At 29.8% G+C, this 16,380-nt stretch carries 16 protein-coding genes; 10 read left to right on the forward strand and 6 right to left on the reverse strand.

Annotated features, from left to right (window positions below):
• Positions 1 to 16: 16 nt before the first annotated feature.
• Positions 17 to 1,354 carry a coproporphyrinogen III oxidase family protein gene (locus tag CAMP5121_RS06825; protein WP_263679321.1) on the reverse strand — a complete coding sequence of 446 codons (1,338 nt, stop codon included), beginning with the start codon at positions 1,352 to 1,354 and terminating at the stop codon, positions 17 to 19.
• A gap of 75 nt (positions 1,355 to 1,429) precedes the next feature.
• Here CAMP5121_RS06825 and CAMP5121_RS06830 point away from each other — a divergent pair, with 75 nt between their 5' ends.
• Positions 1,430 to 1,621, forward strand: a complete 192-nt coding sequence (locus tag CAMP5121_RS06830; RefSeq protein WP_039627274.1) for a mini-MOMP protein — start codon at positions 1,430 to 1,432, stop codon at positions 1,619 to 1,621.
• 18 nt (positions 1,622 to 1,639) lie between these two features.
• Here CAMP5121_RS06830 and CAMP5121_RS06835 read toward each other — a convergent pair whose 3' ends face one another.
• The 5 genes from CAMP5121_RS06835 to ccoG all read right to left on the reverse strand — a co-directional run bounded on the left by CAMP5121_RS06835 (position 1,640) and on the right by ccoG (position 9,375).
• Positions 1,640 to 3,082: an efflux transporter outer membrane subunit gene (locus CAMP5121_RS06835; RefSeq protein ID WP_263724978.1), complete on the reverse strand. Its 1,443-nt coding sequence runs from the start codon at positions 3,080 to 3,082 to the stop codon at positions 1,640 to 1,642.
• Positions 3,075 to 6,197 carry an efflux RND transporter permease subunit gene (locus tag CAMP5121_RS06840; protein ID WP_337215176.1) on the reverse strand — a complete coding sequence of 1,041 codons (3,123 nt, stop codon included), beginning with the start codon at positions 6,195 to 6,197 and terminating at the stop codon, positions 3,075 to 3,077. The genes CAMP5121_RS06835 and CAMP5121_RS06840 overlap by 8 nt, the downstream gene beginning before the upstream one ends.
• On the reverse strand, positions 6,197 to 7,294 hold the full coding sequence (locus tag CAMP5121_RS06845; RefSeq protein ID WP_337215177.1) for an efflux RND transporter periplasmic adaptor subunit: 1,098 nt from the start codon (positions 7,292 to 7,294) through the stop codon (positions 6,197 to 6,199). Before CAMP5121_RS06845 ends, CAMP5121_RS06840 begins: the two co-directional genes overlap by 1 nt.
• 81 nt (positions 7,295 to 7,375) lie before the next feature.
• Positions 7,376 to 8,002 (reverse strand): TetR/AcrR family transcriptional regulator, encoded by a 627-nt coding sequence (locus CAMP5121_RS06850; RefSeq protein WP_263682807.1) that lies wholly within the window; start codon positions 8,000 to 8,002, stop codon positions 7,376 to 7,378.
• Entirely contained in the window at positions 7,999 to 9,375 is a 1,377-nt protein-coding gene (ccoG, locus tag CAMP5121_RS06855; RefSeq protein WP_337215178.1) for a cytochrome c oxidase accessory protein CcoG, read from the reverse strand. The genes CAMP5121_RS06850 and ccoG overlap by 4 nt, the downstream gene beginning before the upstream one ends.
• A gap of 184 nt (positions 9,376 to 9,559) precedes the next feature.
• Here ccoG and rpsU point away from each other — a divergent pair, with 184 nt between their 5' ends.
• From rpsU to CAMP5121_RS06900, 9 genes are all read left to right on the forward strand, one after another.
• Positions 9,560 to 9,772, forward strand: a complete 213-nt coding sequence (gene rpsU / locus CAMP5121_RS06860; RefSeq protein WP_002780697.1) for a 30S ribosomal protein S21 — start codon at positions 9,560 to 9,562, stop codon at positions 9,770 to 9,772.
• Between the two features lie 42 nt (positions 9,773 to 9,814).
• Positions 9,815 to 10,420 carry a LysE family transporter gene (locus CAMP5121_RS06865; RefSeq protein ID WP_337215179.1) on the forward strand — a complete coding sequence of 202 codons (606 nt, stop codon included), beginning with the start codon at positions 9,815 to 9,817 and terminating at the stop codon, positions 10,418 to 10,420.
• 72 nt (positions 10,421 to 10,492) lie between these two features.
• Complete coding sequence (locus CAMP5121_RS06870; protein WP_263702378.1) at positions 10,493 to 11,110, forward strand: UPF0323 family lipoprotein; 618 nt, start codon at positions 10,493 to 10,495, stop codon at positions 11,108 to 11,110.
• Between the two features lie 9 nt (positions 11,111 to 11,119).
• Positions 11,120 to 12,292, forward strand: a complete 1,173-nt coding sequence (locus CAMP5121_RS06875) for a glutathionylspermidine synthase family protein (RefSeq protein ID WP_337215180.1) — start codon at positions 11,120 to 11,122, stop codon at positions 12,290 to 12,292.
• Complete coding sequence (locus CAMP5121_RS06880) at positions 12,292 to 13,224, forward strand: D-2-hydroxyacid dehydrogenase (protein ID WP_337215181.1); 933 nt, start codon at positions 12,292 to 12,294, stop codon at positions 13,222 to 13,224. The genes CAMP5121_RS06875 and CAMP5121_RS06880 overlap by 1 nt, the downstream gene beginning before the upstream one ends.
• Positions 13,214 to 13,705, forward strand: coding sequence for a YajQ family cyclic di-GMP-binding protein (locus CAMP5121_RS06885; RefSeq protein WP_039619471.1), 492 nt, complete (start codon positions 13,214 to 13,216; stop codon positions 13,703 to 13,705). The genes CAMP5121_RS06880 and CAMP5121_RS06885 overlap by 11 nt, the downstream gene beginning before the upstream one ends.
• Complete coding sequence (locus CAMP5121_RS06890; RefSeq protein ID WP_337205836.1) at positions 13,702 to 14,181, forward strand: hypothetical protein; 480 nt, start codon at positions 13,702 to 13,704, stop codon at positions 14,179 to 14,181. The genes CAMP5121_RS06885 and CAMP5121_RS06890 overlap by 4 nt, the downstream gene beginning before the upstream one ends.
• 8 nt (positions 14,182 to 14,189) lie before the next feature.
• Complete coding sequence (locus tag CAMP5121_RS06895) at positions 14,190 to 15,902, forward strand: ATP-binding protein (RefSeq protein ID WP_337215182.1); 1,713 nt, start codon at positions 14,190 to 14,192, stop codon at positions 15,900 to 15,902.
• A gap of 63 nt (positions 15,903 to 15,965) precedes the next feature.
• On the forward strand, positions 15,966 to 16,380 hold a 415-nt coding region (locus CAMP5121_RS06900), incomplete at its 3' end, for a PepSY-like domain-containing protein (protein WP_263663656.1).

The following is a 16,380-nucleotide window of genomic DNA, read 5'->3' on the forward strand; positions in this document are numbered from 1 at the left end:
CCTTTTTTAAGGCTTTTTATCCTTTAAACTCCATACTTTTAAAATCAAGTGGATCAACATTTTCTTGCATGATATTAATGCGTTCTTTATCTTGCAAGCGTTTATCATCTCTAAATACAGCACGCACTAAATCCATACCGGTGTAAAAATCTTTCATCAAGACCATAAACAAATAACGTCCAAATTCACTTGTATATAAAGTATTGTTTTCTTTTTTTATAGCTTTACTTAGTTTAAGGCCTAAAAGTTCGATAAAAAGATCTTTTTCTAAATTACAATCTAAAGTTTTGTTAAATTTATCAATTTCGATTTTACCAGTAAACATTTCGGTTAAAAAGACATATTTGATGATTTCTTTTTTACCAAAATTAGCTTTAGCAATATTTGCATTTTGTTTTTCTTTGATGAGTTTAGAATAATCATTTAAATTAAAAGCATTGATTAAAAGTTCTCCATCTAAAAAGCTAAAAGCCCCACTTCCCACGCCTAAATACTCATGATGGCTACTTACATACTCATCATTAAAGCTACTTTTTTCTAAAGAAAATGACCATGCATTATTTCTTTCATAATCTTTGAAAAAATCTACAATGATTTTATAAAACTCAAATTCATTATCTTTAAAACTTACTCCTAAAGTTTTTGCGATATTATCTTTGGTTAAATTGGATTTCATCAAAGGATAAGTTGTGATTTGTTGAGGTTTTAAACTCTTGGCTATTTCTAAATCATTGAGCAATTGCTCTTTAGTTTGAGAAGGAAAATTAAAAATCAAATCAAGACTCATAATAGGAAGCACGCCTATGGCTTTAGAAAGTTTTTCTTGAAGTTCTTTACTTGAACCAAATTTATGATATCTTGCTACTTTTTTTAAAGTATCATCATCAAAACTTTGTATACCACAACTTAAACGATCTATAAGCCCTTTAAACATTTCTAATTTTTTTGGGTCAATATGGTTTGGATCGGTTTCACAAGAAATTTCTTTGATGTTAAATAATTTTTTGCAAAGTTCTAAAGTTTTAGCAAGCTCTTCTTCGTTGATTAAAGTAGTACCACCACCCACATACATAGAAGTAAAATCAAATCCTTTATCTTTGACTTGTTTGATTTCTTCTCTTAAACTTTCAAAATATCTTTTTGCTAAATCTTCATTGTAATAATACTTATGAAAGCTACAATATGGGCAAAAAGTATGACAAAATGGTATGTGAGCATAAAGCATATAAGATTTTTTTGGATTAACTTTTTTTTCTTGTCCTTCTTTTAAAAGTTTCACATCAAAACCATTCTCTAAAGATTTTTGCATAGCTTTGTGTGAGTAAGAAAGAGCTAAGTTTTGTAAAAAATTCATATTTTTCCTAAAAATTTCATTTTGTAGTTATTTAAAAAGACTATAATTGTATCATATTTTTACAAAGGCTTTATAATGAAAAAGATTTTTATAGCATTTTTTGTATTTTTATTAGGGCTTATAAGTGTGTCAAATTCTGCGCCTTTAGATGAAATTTTCCAAGATGTTAATGTTTCAGGTAGTATGCGTTATCGTTTTGAACATAATAGCCCAAAAGATAGAGGAAATAATAATTTTAATCAAAGAATTCAAATTCAAATGCATTAACAACTAAGCCTTAAAGACTTAGTTGTTATAAAAGTTTTCCTTTAAGTTTTCTTCCATAGCTTTGATGTTTTCTTTTGATTCTTCTTTAGCGTTAAATCCTCCACCAAAAGCTTTCATAACATCTACAATGGAATTTGCAAGCTCATAAGATGAGTTAGTGTAAGAAAGTTTAGCATTTAGGTAATTTCTTTGATCTTGTAAAAAATCAGCCAAGTTAATCACACCATTTTCATATCTTAAGGTGGAAATTTCATAAATTTTACTTTGGGCTAGAAATAAATTTTTATAATTTTGCTCATTTTCATAATAGCTTTGGCGGTTAAATAAAGCAAGTCTTATTTCCCCAAAGGCTGTTTTTAAGGTATTTTCATATTGTAAAAATGCTTCATCTTTGGTAAGTTTTGCAATATTAACATTATTCATAATCTCACCCCAATGAAAAATCGGCATTGCAAAATTTCCAGCTACATTCCAAGTATTACTTCCATGTTTGACTAAAAGATCTAAATCATTACTTTGAAAGCCCAAAAGTCCTGTTAAAGAAAGGTTTGGTAAAAATGCAGTTCTAGCTACTCCAACAAGATAGTTTTTTTCTTCTAAAGTTTTTAAACTAGCTTGCACATCAGGTCTTTGAAGTAAAATTTCACTGCCAATGCCCTCAGGTATGCTAAGCTCGTATTGTCCTATTTTTTTATACTCTATGCTATTATAAAGTATATCATCAATATCATTCGAAGTTAAGATTTTTAAAGCTTTAGTATTAGCTTCTTTTTGAATTTTAGCATTTGTGAGTAAAACTCTTGAATTTTCAAGCTCAGCTTTAAATTTGTTAAGCTCATACTCACTAATTACTCCAAGTTTAAAATGCTCTAATTTTAATTCATAAGTTTTTTGATAACTTTGGGTTGTTTCTTCTAAAATTTTTACCTGCTCGCTTAAGCTTGCTAAGTTAAAATAAGTTTTTACTACATTAGAAATTAAGCTTAATCTCGCACTTTCATAGTCAAATTCACTAGCTTGCAATTTTGCTTTTGAAGCACCATAAGTATCTCTGTATTTGCCCCATAAATCTACTTCATAGCTTAAATTTAAACCCATGTTAAAATCATTACCATAGACAAATTCATTGCTTTTGTTGCTTGGAGCATTAATGCTAGTTTTTCCTCTTGCTCCACTAGCACTTCCATCAAGCTTAGGAAGCAAATTACTTCTTGCTATACCTAAAGTTTCATAAGCTTTTTGTAAATTCATATATGCAATTTGCAAGTCGTTATTGTTTTTTAAAGCTTGATCGACTAAGGTGTTTAAATAATTATCATCAAAAGCTTTCCACCATTGTTTATTAATGCTAATGTTTTGATCTAAACTTTTAGTGTAATTTACATCTTTGATTTCTAAATTTGGTTTTAAACTACAAGCTGTTATTAAAAAACAACTTGCAAAAATTATTAACTTACGCATTGATTTTACCTCTTTTTTTATCAAGCCATTTATTAAAACTTTCTAGTAAATAGAAAAATAAAGGTACAAAGAAAATGGCTATAGTAGAAGCTGCTATCATACCCCCTATGACACCTGTGCCTATTGCATGACGGCTTGCACTTCCTGCTCCATAAGCAAAGTATAAAGGTAAAATACCACAAATAAATGCTAATGAAGTCATTACAATAGGTCTAAATCTTAATTTTGCTGCGCTAATAGAAGCATCAAAAATACTCTTTCCTTTTTTAAGGTGTTCTTCCATAGCAAACTCAACAATCAAAATAGCATTTTTAGCTGAAAGACCTATTAAAAGTAAAAGCCCTGTTTGAAAATATATATCATTTTCTAAACCTCTAAGCCATACAAGAAGTAAAGAGCCAAATACCGCAAAAGGTACAGCAGTGATTACTGCTAAAGGCATGAGCCATCTTTCATACTGAGCCGCTAGGATTAAAAATACAAATAAAAGTCCTAGTACAAAAGCTACTTGACCTGCACCACTACTTGTAACTTCTTGATAAGCTGAACCTGCCCAAGCAATAGAATAATCTTCTCCCAAAGTTTCTTTAGCAACTTGCGCAATAGCATCGATTGCTTGTCCTGAAGTATAACCAGGAGCAGGATCACCTTGTACTAGTGCTGATGGGAACATATTAAAGCGTTTTACATCATCAGGCCCAACCCCTCTATGAAGTGTTAAAACGCTATCTAAGGCTATCATAGAACCATCTTTTGCTCTAACAAAGATGTTTTTTAAAGCATTTTGTGTATTTCTAAAATCTCCAATAGCGCTGATATTTACACGATAATTTTTCCCAAGCATAGAAAAATCATTTACATAATAAGTCCCTATAGTAGCATTTAGTGTGCTAAATACATCAGCTAAATTTAAACCATAAAGTTTTACTTTATCACGATCAATTTCTAATTTTAATTGCGGGAAATTAGTATCAAGCGTTGTTCTTACGTTGTTAAGTTCAGGACGTTTGTTTGCTGCTTCAACTAATTTATTTACATCCGCTTGAATTTCATCATAGCTTTTACCACCACGATTTTGTGCATACATTTCAAAACCACCAGTTAAACTTAAGCCTTGGATTGGCGGTGGATTAACAAAGAAAGTTTGGAAATTTGGATTTAAAAAGTATTGTTTGTTATACATTCCTGTTAAATCAAAACTACTAGCATCTCTATCGTTCCAATCTTTTAAATTCACAAACATTGCACCGGCATTTTCTTTTAAAGAGCCTGTGAAAAGATCATAACCTATAAGACCTACAATATTTGTTATGTTTTCATTTTTGCGTAGTTCTTCTGCCATAGCATCCATGGATTGAGTAGTTCTATTAAGAGAAGATGCTGCAGGTAGATTAACAATAGTTAAAAAATTTCCTTGATCTTCAGCTGGAACAAGTGAGTTTGGTACTAATTTAAATAATCCATATAAACCACCTATTAAAAGAAAAAATATTATAACAAAACGTACAGTTCTTTTAAGTATATAAGCTACACCGGCTCCAAAAACTTCAGTAGACCAATCAAAAATATCATTAAATTTTTTCACAAAATAAAATGGTTCACCCTCGTTTCTTTTCAAAAAAATCGCACACAAAGAAGGAGTTAGAGTTAAAGCCACAAAACCTGAAATTGTAACTGAAATTGCCAGAGTTATAGCAAATTGTTTTTGAATTTCTCCCACAAAGCCAGATATAAATGAAACAGGTATAAATACTGCACAAAGTACAAGAACGATAGATACAACAGGTGCAGCAACTTCATCCATGGCTTTAATAGCTGCTTCTTTTATGCTTATATTTGGATCTTCATGCATGATTCTATCGATATTTTCAACCACAATAATCGCATCATCAACAACAATACCAATGGCCAAAACTAAAGCAAAAAGTGTAAGTAAGTTAATACTAAAGCCTAAGACATATAATCCTGCAAAAGTTCCTAAAATAGAAACAGGCACAGCAATCATAGGTATGATAGTTGAGCGGAAATTTTTTAAGAATAAATACATTACAATCACAACTAAAATAAGTGCTTCAAAAAAAGTTTTTACCACTTCTTTAATAGAAGCTTTAATAAATATAGTTGTATCATAAGGCACTTTATAGGCTAAGCCCTCAGGAAAACTTTTAGAAAGTTCTTCAAATTTTTTCTGTACTAATTCAGCTGTACTTACTGCATTTGCTCCAGTTTGTAAGAAAATCAAAATAGGAGTAGCGTCATTTCCATTTAATCTACCATTGAATGTATATTCTCTTGAGCCCAAAGAAACTTCAGCCACATCTTTAAGTCTTAAAAAAGAACCATCACTATTGGCCCTTATGATAATATCTTCAAATTCTTTGGTATTTTTTAACCTTCCTTGCATAGTTACTGAATACACATAAGGAGATCTTTCTACCACAGGCTCTTGACCTATCTTACCAGTAGCATATTGAGCATTTTGCTCACTAACTGCAGCGATAACATCAGTTGCAGTAACTTGGTATTTATTTAATAAATCAGGATTAAGCCAAATTCTCATAGAATAATTTCTTGAGCCAATAGCCACAGCATTACCCACACCAGGAACCCTAGCAAGATCATCTAAGATATTTAATGCAGCATAGTTATATACTTCAAGTGAATCCATAGAACCATCAGGAGAATACAAAGTGGCAACCTCTAAAATGCTTGAACCAGTTTTTCTTACACTAACACCGGTTTTTTTAACATCTTCAGGTAGTTTTGCCATAGCAGCTGAAATTCTATTATTAACATCAACTGTTGCTTGGTCAGGATCTGTACCTATGTTAAAATACACACTTAAGCTCATATCGCCTGAAGAGCTTGAAGTTGAATCCATATAAATCATATTTTCAACCCCATTGATTGCGTCTTCAAGAGGAATAGCCACTGTTTGAGCCACTGTTTGAGCATCAGCGCCTGAGTAATTTGCACTTACTTTTACAACGGGTGGAGTTAGAGAAGGGTACTGCTCCACAGGTAAAGAATAAAGCCCTATAATCCCTGCTAAAGAAATGATAATAGCTACAACAGAAGCAAATACAGGTCTTTCTATAAAAAATTTAGAAAACATTATTTATTCTCCATTACGCTAACGCTTGCACCAGGTCGGATTTTTTTGAAGTTATTTAAAATCACTTTATCGCCATTTTTTAAGCCCTTGTCGATGATTGCTTTATCAGAAGTTTGATAGATAACATTAACAATAGTTTTAACTACTTTTCCATCTACTAAGGTATAAACATAAGTAGCGCTATCATCTTGTAAAAGTGCAGCTTGAGGAATTTCAAAACCATCTTTTTGAACAAAACCACCAACATGAACATTTGCAAAAGAACCAGGCATTAAGCTTGAGTTATTATTATCAAAAATAGCCTTTGCTTTTACTCCGCCACTACGAGTGTCTATAACACTATCTATAAAATACAATTTTCCATTGAAAAGCTCACCGCCAACATTAGCTTGCACTTGGATATTTTCTAATTGCCAGTTGCCACTTTGAATATTTTTATTCATATTGATTTTATCTACATCAGAAATATAAAAGTCTGCAAAGATTGGATTAATGTTTGTAATGCGTACAAGCTCAGTTGATGAAGCATTTACATAATCACCCACATCCATTAGCGCATCTCCTAAAACCCCATCAAATGGAGCGCTTACCACGGTGTATTTTAAGTCTAATCTTGCATTAGCAAGCTTTGCTCTAGCACTTTCTAAATTAGCCTTGGTAGAATTAAATTTAGCCAAACTTGCATCAAATTCTTTTTGTGAAATAGCATTTTTTTCTATTAGAATTTGATCTCTTTTGAAATTTTTTTCAGCATCATCAAAATTTGCTCTTGCGACTAAAGCATCTCCATAAGCCATATTTACAGTTGCTTGGTATTTATCAGGCTCTATAAGAAAAAGCTTATCGCCTTTTTTAACAGCTTGGCCACTTTTGAAATATTTTGCTTTGATTTCACCGCTTACTTTAGGCTTGATCACCACATCTAATTCAGTGCTTAATCTTGCAGGATAGGTAAATTCTAAAGGTAAATTAGCACTTTGCATAGTCATAATACTTACAGGTTGAGGAGGGAGTTGTTTAACTTGTGCATTTTTATCATCTGAGCATGCTACAAATATAAGCGAGGCACAAGCTAGAGTTAAAAGTTTTGTTTTCATTGGTTTCCTTAAATTATTTATTTAGCTAAAAAAGTAATTTATATTACAAAATTGTATGATTGTTATTCTATCAATCTTTGGTTAATTAAAATTAACAATTCCTTGAGTAAAAAGCTTAACAACTTTTTTTGCATGATTTTGTTGCTCTTTTTTACTCATTAAAACCTTATTTTCAAAAGTACTTTGTATAAAAAAGGTTCCCCTAAGCATAGCACAAAATGTATAGCTTAAAAATTCAGCATTTTTGGCTAAATTTTCATTATTTTCTTCTTCAAATCTTTTTTGAAGAACATATTCTACTTCTTTTCTATTGCTTCCTTTAAACCACTTCCCAAAATCAAATTTTTCATTATAAATTTCAGAATATAAAAGCCTTACTATAGCTATGGTTTTAGCATCATTAAAAATTCCCAAATAAGCTTTAGCAAATTGATATAAAAATTCTTCTAAATTAGCATTGGGTGAAAGTTGCATATTTTTTTTCAAAATAGCTAGAAAATGATTTTCTGCAAAATCATTTAAAACCGCTTCAAATAAACCTTCTTTACTTTTAAAATGCTCATATACACAAGAAAATGAACCACCAGCTTGCTTGATAATATCTTTAAGATTAGTTGCTTCGTAGCCGTTTTCTAAAAACGACTCCGCAGCAATTTGTTTGATTTTTTCAAGCCTTGCTTGAGATTTTGAAGAAAGTTTTTTTATCATTGGTGTTTTTTGTGCTCTATAATTGAGTTTTTAGGATAGACAAAATTACTTTCTCTTGTGATTATGATATTTTTATCATCAAGCGCATATGCTTGAATAGTTAAAGGTATCACTGTGTCTTTTCTATCGTTATCAGCTAGTTTTTTAGTAGCTTTTAGTACAACTATTTGTTTATCTTTTTCTCCGGCTTTTAATTTAAAAGGTTTTTTTGGTCTAATGATTTCTAAGCCATCATCAATGCCCTGTAATTTCACATCAAAATAATACTCATGAACTTTATTATCAGTGTTTTGGAATAAAAATACATAAGCATTGCTAATAATTAGTTCTCCATCATGTGCTTTTCTAATTTGATAAAGCTCGCTAGAGCGATTAATATTTAAAAGCATATTTTCTTTTTTGCTTCCCATTAAAACTAAGGCTGCAAAAACACCACATAAAACTACTAAATATCCGATAGTTCTAAATCTGAAATATTTTACCTTCTCTCTTGTTTCAATAGCTTTTGCACTAGTCCAATTAATCAAACTAGGGCGGTCAAATTTAGCTTGAATTTTCGAGCAAGCATCGGCACATTCAAGACAATTAATACACTCAAGTTGCATTCCTTGGCGTATATCTATATGTGTAGGGCAAATTTTTACACAGGCTTCACATCCTATGCATTCACCTTGTGGTGGTTTTTGATAAAGTTTAGTATGCCCATCATAAATCACTCCGCCTCTTTTATCATCATAAATGACTTGAACGGTATTATTGTCAAACATTACAGATTGAATTCTTGCATAAGGGCATACATAAACACAAAATTTTTCGCCCAAATACACTATATCAAAAGTAAAGGCCAAAGAAGCGCAAAATAAAATTCCCAAAAGCAATAAATGATCAGCAGGATTTTGAATATATACAAAAAAATCTTCAGGTGGTACAAAATACCATAAAAAAGCACTCATCATTAATAGAGAAAAAAGATAAAAAATCACAATGCTTAAAGCTTTTTTGATAAAAAATCCATCTACTTGTTTTTGTTTGTTTGCTGTGCTTTTGTGTATTTTAAATATTTTTGTTTGCAATAAATCTCTATAAATAACCCTAGCAATGGTTTGAGGACAACTCCATGCACACCAAATTCTTCCTGCTAAGGTAGTAACAAAAAGTATGGTTAAAAACATACCCACAATAAGAAATGGCATTAAATAAAGCTCTTGGGTATCAAAAGCTATAAAAAATAAATTAAGTTTTTTATGATCAAAACTCAATAAAAAGAAATGATTTCCATTGATTTTGATAAAAGGCAAAGCAATGAAAATAACCATGGAAACGATATAAGCTATATATCTTTTCTTAGTATAATTAGTGACACAGGCACTCATTTTGATTTCCTTGTAGAATATTTTTTTAATTGTAATACTAGAAAAATTAAACCAAACTTTGTCTTAATTAAGAATTTGTATTTAATTTTTATTTATGTAATTATTACAAAAATAAATTTTATTTTCAAGTAAAATTATGGTATAATTAAAACTTTCAAATTTTTAACGAAAGGTGGTGAGGGTCGTGCCAGGAATCAAGGTACATCCTAACGAGTCTTTTGATGAAGCGTATAGAAAATTCAAAAAACAAGTAGATAGAAATCTAGTTGTTACTGAAGTTCGCGCAAGAAGATTTTTTGAGCCTATGACTGAAATTCGCAAAAAACAAAAAATTTCAGCACGCAAAAAAATGCTTAAAAGACTTTATATGCTTAGACGCTACGAGTCAAGACTCTAATACCAAAAAGCCGAATTTTCGGCTTTTCTTCGATTATTTTTTATGTTTCTTTGGATTTTAATCATTCATTTTTTTGGACTTATTTTGCCAGGACCTGATTTTTTCTTAGTAAGTTCTTGTGCTTTAAGAGAAGGTATTAAAAGTGCTTTAAAAGCAAGTTTGGGTGTGAGTTTGGCCATGAGTATGTGGATTATACTTTCTATACTCGGTTTGAGTGTGATTTTTCATCAATTTCCATTTTTGCAAATCGTTTTATCAAGTTTTGGAGCTTGCTATCTTTTGTATTTAGCTTATGGGATTTATAAAAATACAAAAATAGGTAATATAAAAGTTCAAAAAACTCATATATCTGCATTTTTAAGTGGCATTATAACAAATTTATCAAATCCAAAAGTTATTTTTTATTTTGCTAGTGTTTTTGCAAGTTTTGATTTTGCTCAAATGCGATGGATGTTGATAGTATTAGTGTTTGTTTTGATCTTAGAAACCATAATTTACTTTTCTTTGATTTCTTTATTATTTTCAAAACCTTTCATGGTAAGAATTTATCAAAAGAATTTAAAACTTATTGATTATTTAAGTGCTTTTATATTTTTTGCTTTTGCTGTATTTATTTTAAGTAGTAATTTAATGATTATGATAAATTAAAGCAATTAATTTTTATTAATACTTTTTTTGTTAAAATCTTATTAAGTTAAACTTATAAATTTAGGAAAGATTATGAAACATATAAAAACTATACTTAAGCTTAGTATGATAAGCGGTATTGCTGCTATAAGTGGCGGTGCTTTAAGTGCGTGTAGCAACAATACAAATGATTCTAATAATGCATTAAGCCAAGCAGCAAATACTCAAGGTGCTTTTGTTATCATTGAAGAAACCGCTCCAAATCAATACAAAATCAAAGATCAATTTCCAAGTGATGAAACTAGGGTGGTTTTAAAACAACTTGATGGAACTGAAAGAGTTTTAAGTAAAGAAGAAATGGATAAATTAATCCAAGAAGAAGCTGCTAAAATAGACAATGGTACCTCAAATTTAACAAATCCAAATAACGCTCAAATGAGTAGCGGAGGACTTTCTTTAGGCGAAACATTGCTTGCAAGTGCAGCTGGTGCTATACTTGGTAGTTGGATAGGTTCAAAGCTTTTTAATAATCAAAATTTTGCAAATCAACAAAGAGGAGCATTTTCAAATCAAAGTGCTTATCAAAGAAGTGTAAATAGCTTTAATAAAGCAAGTACAAGTGCTACTTCAAGCTCAAGTGCGAAAAAATCAGGCTTTTTTGGTGGTGGCTCTAAGGCTACCTCAAGTTCTTCTAACTCTTTTGGATCTTAAGGGTAAAAAATGAATTTTTTAAAAGTAAATCCTTTAGAAAAATCATATTTAGATCAAATTGGCTTTTCATGGCATACAGATAATGATGGAAGTGATTATTTAGATTCTAACTTAGTTTGCGTGAGGGAAAATGAAGCAAATGCATATTATGAAGCAGTGAATGAGCTTTATGATATGTTTGTAGCTGCTGCGCAAGAAGTGATTGATAATGATCGTTTTGATGAGCTTGGAATTCCTTTTAATTTGGTTGATGCGATTAAGATGAGTTGGGAAAATGATGTGCATTGGCATTTATATGGTAGGTTTGACTTAGCAGGTGGGCTTGATGGTAAGCCTATAAAACTAATAGAATTTAATGCTGATACTCCAACATCTTTATTTGAAAGTGCTATTTTACAATGGGCTATTTTAAAGCAAAACAACCTAGATGAAAGCTCGCAATTTAATAATATATATGAAGCCTTAAAAGATAATTTTAAAAGACTTATCACTTTAGAAGAAGATGTAAGTGAGTTTGAAAAATATTATGAAGGTTGGAAGATATTATTTTCTTCAATTGCAGGAAGTGATGAGGATATGATTACAACCAAACTTTTAGCACATATTGCTAGTGAAGCAGGTTTTGAGAGTGAATTTTCTTACATAGATGAGGTTGAATTTTCGCCTGAAGGTATTTTTAAAAATGATGTAAATTTTGAGTATTTTTTCAAACTCATTCCTTGGGAGAGTATAGCCATAGAAGAGGGTGAGCTTGCTATGCTTTTAACTCAAATCATGCAAAATCAAAAAGCAATCATTTTAAATCCTGCTTATACTTTACTTTTTCAAAGTAAAGGTATAATGAAAATTTTATGGGAGCTTTACCCAAATCATCCTTTATTGCTTGAAACAAGTGATCAACCTTTAGTGGGTAAAAAATGTGTTAAAAAACCTGTTTTTGGTAGAGAAGGAGCCAATGTTTCTATTATAGAAGCTAATGGAGATGTAAGTTTTGAAACAAAGGGAGATTATCAAAATAATCGCTTTGTATATCAAGAATTTGCTGAGTTTAACAAAAATGAAAATGATTATTATCAAGCAGGAGTTTTCTTTGCTTATGAGGGTTGTGGGTTAGGTTTTAGAAAAGGTGGATTAGTACTTGATAATTATTCTAAATTTGTAGGACATATAGTAAAAGATTAATGAAAATAGTGTGTTTAGATGCTGCTACCTTAGGTGGAGCGGATTTAACGGCTTTTGAAAGTTTTGGCGAGTTTGTAAGTTATGATTTAACTTCTAAAGATGAGGTTATTGCAAGAATAGCTAATGCACAAGTTGTGATGATAAATAAAATCATCATTGACAAAAAAGTGATAGACAACACTAATCTAAAACTTATTTTACAACTTGGTACAGGGGTAAATAATATAGATGTGGCTTATGCAAATTCTAAAGGTATAGTGGTAAAAAATGTAGCTAGTTATTCTACAAAAAGTGTTTTAAGCCATACCTTTGCCTTGCTTTTTGCTTTTTTAAATCAAATTCCATATTATGATAAATGGAGCAAAGAGGGTAAATGGTGTGAGAGTGAAATGTTTTGTGATTTTAGCAAGACTTTGCATACTTTAACTGGTAAAAAACATGGCATTATAGGACTTGGAGCTATAGGTAAAGAAGTGGCTAAGGTTTCTCAAATGTTTGGTTCTAAAATTTGTTATTATTCTACCTCAGGGACTAATAATAATGATGAATATGAAAAAGTAAGCCTTGAAGAGCTTTTAAAAACTTGTGATGTAATTAGCATCCACGCACCTTTAAATGATAAGACAAAAAATTTATTAAGTAAAAAAGAACTAATGCTTTTAAAAGATGATGCTATTTTGATTAATGTAGGACGCGGTGGAATCATCAACGAAGCAGATTTAGCTCAAGTTATGAATGAGAAAAACATCAAAGTAGGGCTTGATGTGCTTGAAATAGAACCTATGATTAAAAATCATCCTTTACTTGGTATAAAAAATAAAGAAAATTTAATCATCACTCCACATGTTGCATGGGCAAGTGAAGAATCTATACAAAATTTAGTCCAAATTGTATTTAATAATCTTAAGGAGTTTATAGAAAATGGCAAGTGAACATAGTTTTGATATTAGTGGGGAAATTGATAAGCAAGAGTTAAAAAATGCTTTAGAGCAAGCTAAAAAAGAGCTTGATAGCAGATATGATTTAAAAGGTATTAAAAGTGAAATAGAGTTAAATGAAAAAGAAAGTGTTTATAAACTTATTTGCTCTAGCGAAGCAAAGCTTGAAGTGCTAAAAGATATTGTTATTTCAAAGCTTATTAAAAGAGGGATAAACCCTAATGGTATTAAAGAGTTAAGCAGGGAAAGTGGAGCAAATTTTAGACTAAATTTAAAAGTTAATGACGCTATTGATACTGATAGTGCTAAGAAGATTAATAAAGCTATAAAAGATAGCAAGCTAAAGGTAACTTCAAGCATTAGAGGTAATGAAATTCGCGTAGTTGGTAAGCAAATTGATGATTTACAAAGCGTGATGAAAATAGTAAAAGAACTCAATTTAGAACTTAATCTTAGTTTTAAAAACCTTAAATGAAAACTTTACTTCAAATAGTTTTTTTGTGTTTTGTGTGTGTTTTTTTAAGCTCTTGTGCTTTAAAAAGCAAAACACAAGCACAAAGTACTTATGTTATTTTAAAAACCCCAGAGTTTAAATTTGCTGATTATGGTTTTTTATATGAGGGAAAAAATTTTACAAGTTTAGAGCTTTATAGTGCTTCTAAAGCCTTACTTGAATTAAAAATTAGCGATAAAATTTGTGTTAATGGCATATGCTATGCAAAAACTTTTTTTAATAAAAGATTTTTTAATAATGAATATTATGATGATTTTTTGCAAGATCTAATCTATAAAAAACCTATTTTTTATGGAAAAAATAAACAAACTACTTCTTGTGGTTTTACTCAAAAGATTGTAAGTAAAAATTATGATATTTTTTATGAGGTTTGTGATAAAAATATGAGTTTTAATGATAAAAAATCCAAAATCAAATTTAGCATAAAGTCAATATAAAGGAAAATATGAAAGATTTAAAACTTTTTCTTAATGATACTTTTAAAAGCAATATTTATAAAAACTTACAATGCGGTGAAGATGAAATTTTAATTTTAAAGCATTTATGCAAAAATTATTTGCAGGCAAATGCAAGTATTAATGCTTATAATCTTCTTAGCGAAGTTTTTAAAAATGATGAGTATGAGTATTTAGATCATTTAAAAGATCTTAAAAATCTTATAGAAAAAGGTTTTATTGTTCAAATTTTTTCTGATTTTAAAGCAAGTAAAAACTCAAGCTTGCTTTTAAATTTGCTACAATGTGAGTTAAGTTTAAGTGAAGTTTTCTTGCAAGTCTTAGAAAATAAAACCATACAAGATTATATGCAAGATCAAATTTATGAAGATCATATTGCATATTTAAAAGATGAATTTTTTAAAATCGAGCTTTATCAAAGATTGCGTTTTTTTGCTAAAAGTTCTCAAAGCAAGAATATTAAAAAAGATATAGCTATATTTGAAGCATACATTAAAGAGCGTTTAAAGAAAAGTAAAATTTCTAATGTTTTAGCAGAGATTTTTAAAGAATATGCTTTAAATGATAAAGAATGCTTGATATTTATTAGTTTGTTAAAAGAAGAGTATTTGCTAAATACTGAAAATTCTTATAGTAGAGATTTTAATTTTTTGCTTCATTTAATTAGCGAGGATGAGGCTCAAAAACAAGAAAACAAAGCTTTATTGGAAGAAGATTCTAAGCTACTTAGTTCAAATCTTTTAGAATATGATGAATTTGTTAATTCTTTGGGTGATATAGCTAAGATTTTTTATTTAAGTGATGATATTTTACAAAGAATTATTAATTTTAAAGAACCAAAGAAAAATAAAAAAATTAAACTTCAAAATTTGGTTAAAGAGCAAGATATTTTTGAGTTAATCGAGCCAAATATCAATATAGATGATGTTATTATGCCCCAAAGTACTAAAGATTTATTAGAAAGCATATTAAAACAACAAGATAAAAAGGTTTTAGAAAGATTAAATAAATGGGGTATAAAAACTAATAAAAATATAGAAGCTAAGATAATTTTCTATGGCCCTGCTGGTACGGGTAAGACTATGAGTGCGCTAAGTATGGCAAAAGCTATGAAAAAATCCATTTTGAGTTTTGATTGCTCGAAAATTTTAAGTAAATATGTGGGCGAGAGTGAACAAAATGTAAGAAAGATTTTTGATACTTATAAAGAGCTTTGTCAAACAAGTAAGCAAAGCCCTATTTTACTTTTAAATGAGGCGGATCAGTTTTTAAGTACTAGAGTAGAAAGCAGTGGCGGTGCTGATAAAATGCATAATCAAATGCAAAATATTTTTTTGGAACAAATCGAGCGCTTTAGTGGAGTTATCATAGCAACAACTAACTTTTTAGAAAGCTTAGATGTGGCTTTTTCAAGAAGATTTGAGTATAAAATTGAATTTAAAAAGCCAAATTATGAACAACGCTTAATGATATGGCAAAAAGCTTTGCCTAAAAATGCTAAATTTGAAGGTAGTTTTGATTTAAAAAAATTAGCCTCATATGAATTAAGTGGAGCTCAAATTGTAATGGTGGTTAAAAATACGGCTTTAAAAGCGGCTATTTCTAAAGATGGTGTTTTTAAAATGAGTGATTTTTTACACACCATAGAAAAAGAAATAGAATCTTCATTTGATAAAAATAAGATAGTTGGCTTTAAAAATTAAAATTCACACAAATTTCACAAGCAAATAATATCATTCTTTCAACTTTTAGTTAAAGGAGAAAAAATGAAAATGAAATTAATGTTGGCTAGTTTGGTTTGTGCAAGTTCTATGTTTGCAGATATGATTGTTAGTCCAAGTGCTTTACCTCAAAAGGCTCAAGAGTTTTTAAACACTCATTTTAAAGGAGTAAATGTAGGTTATGTAAAACAAGACGTGGATTCTTACGAAGTAAATTTGGTTGATGGAACAGAAATTGATTTTATCATTAATGGAGACTGGAAAGAAGTTGATGGTAAATACAAAGGCATTCCAACAGGATTTATCCCAAAAGAAGTTGTTGCAAAAGTGCAAGCAGCGCAACCAAATGCAGCTATTGTAGAAGTGGATAAAAGAATTAATGGTTATAAATTCAGAACAAATAATATGATGGAAATTTATACAGATTTTAAAGGTAATATTTTAGGTCAAAAATTTGATG

It is taken from the genome of Campylobacter sp. 2352 PW (assembly GCF_024723575.1).
Taxonomy (GTDB): Bacteria; Campylobacterota; Campylobacteria; order Campylobacterales; family Campylobacteraceae; genus Campylobacter_D.